The organism is Nocardia sp. NPDC003345 (assembly GCF_053589395.1).
In genome coordinates this window covers 1-2,425 of sequence record NZ_JBSFRU010000532.1, presented here as the reverse complement: position 1 = coordinate 2,425, position 2,425 = coordinate 1, and the positions used below count along the sequence as shown (strand labels likewise).

1 protein-coding gene is annotated in these 2,425 nt (G+C 69.2%); it reads left to right on the top strand.

Annotated elements, in window-relative coordinates; genetic code table 11:
• On the top strand, window positions 1-2,425 hold a 2,425-nt coding region (locus ACWDU1_RS31650; RefSeq protein WP_450004091.1), incomplete at both ends, for a condensation domain-containing protein.

Below are 2,425 nucleotides of genomic sequence, written 5' to 3'. Positions count from 1 at the left end.
AGCTGGTCGGCTACCTGGTACCGGCGGCGGGGACGCCGCTGGATATCGAGGATGTGCGCGAGGACCTCTCCGTACGCCTGCCCTCGTATATGGTGCCCGCCGCGTTCGTGGTGCTCGACGAACTGCCACTCAATGCCAGCGGCAAACTCGACCGGCGCGCGCTGCCGGCCCCCGTGTTCGAGGTCCGCGCCTTCCGGGCACCCTCGACCCCGGTCGAGGAAATCGTGGCGAACGTGTTCGCCGAGGTCCTCGGGGCCGAGCGGGTCGGCGCGGACGACGATTTCTTCGCCCTCGGTGGTAACTCGCTGAGCGCCACCCGGGTGGCGGCACGATTGTCGGCGGCGCTGGACACCGATCTCGCCGTGCGGGAACTGTTCGAGGCCTCGACGGTGGCCGCGCTGGCGGCCCGCGCCGAAACCCATGCGGGTGCCGGTGCCCGGATACCGCTGACGCCACGGCCGCGCCCGACCCGCACCCTGCCCTCGGGTGAGGTCGTCGAAGCCGTACCGCTGTCGCTGGCGCAGCAGCGGATGTGGTTCCTGAACCGGTTCGATCCGGAATCGGCGGCGGACAATCTGCCGATCGCGGTGCGGTTGTCGGGTCTGCTGGACCGGCAGGCCATGCAGATCGCCATCGCCGATGTGCTGGCGCGGCACGAATCGCTGCGCACGTACTACCCCGAGGTGGACGGGACCCCGTACCAGCAGGTGGTACCGACCGCCGCGGTGATCCCGGACCTGACGCCGGTGGACGTCTCGGAGGCCGAGCTGTTCGCGCGGGTGGCCGAATTCGTCTCGGCCGGGTTCGATCTCACCGCCCGGGTGCCGTTCCGGGTCCGGCTGTTCGAGGTGGACCCGACCGAACATGTGCTCGTGGTCGTGGTGCACCACACCTCGTCGGACGGTTTCTCCATGGGACCGCTGGCGCGCGATGTGATCACCGCCTACAGCGCGCGGATGGACGGCGGCGAGCCGGGCTGGCGCCCGCTCGAGGTGCAATACGCCGACTACACGCTCTGGCAGCGGCAGGTACTGGGTGCGGAAGACGACCCCGATTCGGTGATCGCCTCCCAGATCGCGCACTGGTCCAGGGAACTGGCCGGTATCCCGGAGCAGCTGGACCTGCCGGCGGACCGGCCGCGGCCCGCGATCGCCTCCGGGCAGGGCGCCACCTACACCTTCGAGATCGGCGACGCGGTGCACGCCGAGCTGATGGCGCTGGCCCGCGACCGCGGAGTCACGTTCTTCATGGTCGTGCACACGGCGTTCGCGGTGCTGCTGTCCCGGTTGTCGGGCGAGCGCGATATCGTCGTCGGCACCCCGGTCGCCGGTCGCGGTGAGCGCGCCCTCGACGATGTGATCGGCATGTTCGTCAACACCCTCGCGTTGCGGACGGAAATCGATCCGGGCGCCGCCTTCGCCGAACTGCTGGCGGCGGTGCGCGGTACCGACGTGGCCGCCTTCGGGAACGCGGATCTGCCGTTCGAGCGGCTGGTCGAGGTGCTGAACCCGGCGCGGTCCCAGGGCCGCCACCCGCTCTTCCAGGTGATGCTCTCGCTGCAGAACAACAACCCGCAGGTCCGTGGTGAACTGCCGGGCCTGGTGATCGAGAGTCTCGAATCACCCATCGAGACAGCGAAATTCGATCTGCAGCTGGAACTCGTCGAACGGTTCGGCCAGACGGACAACGCGGCGCACGGAGTGAGCGCCAAGTTCATCTACGCGACCGATCTGTTCGACCCGGCCACCGTGCGTGGTTTCGCGGACCGGTTCCTGCGCCTGCTCGGTGCGATCGTGGCGGATCCGTCCGGTGCGGTGGGCGATCTGGAACTGCTCGCTCCGGCGGAGCGGATCCGGGTGCTTCAACAGTGGAACGACACCCGGCACCCACTGCCGGGCGGGTTGCTGCTGGACGGTTTCCAGCGGTCGGCGCTCGCGCATCCCGACCGCGTCGCGGTCTCGTTCGAAGGTGACGAGCTGACCTACGCGGAGTTCTCCGCGCGGGTGAACCGGCTCGCCCGGCTGCTGATCGAACAGGGTGTGGGTCCGGAGTCACTGGTCGGGCTGCTGATGTCCCGGTCGATCGACCTGGTGGCCGGGATGTACGCGGTGCTGGCCGCGGGCGGCGCGTACGTGCCGTTGGATCCCGCGCATCCGGCCGAGCGGATCGGCTACATCCTGGAGACCGCAGAACCCGTCTGCCTGTTGACGACAACCGCCGATCGGGCCGCGGCCCCCGAGGTGACCGGGGTGCCGGTGCTCGCGCTGGACACGGTGGATGTGTCGGGCTACGAGCCGGCGCCGATCGCCGATGTGGATCGTCTGGGTCCGGTGCGGTCGTCGAATACGGCGTATGTGATTTTCACGTCGGGTTCGACGGGTCGCCCGAAGGGTGTGGCGGTCTCGCATGCGGCGATCGTGAATCA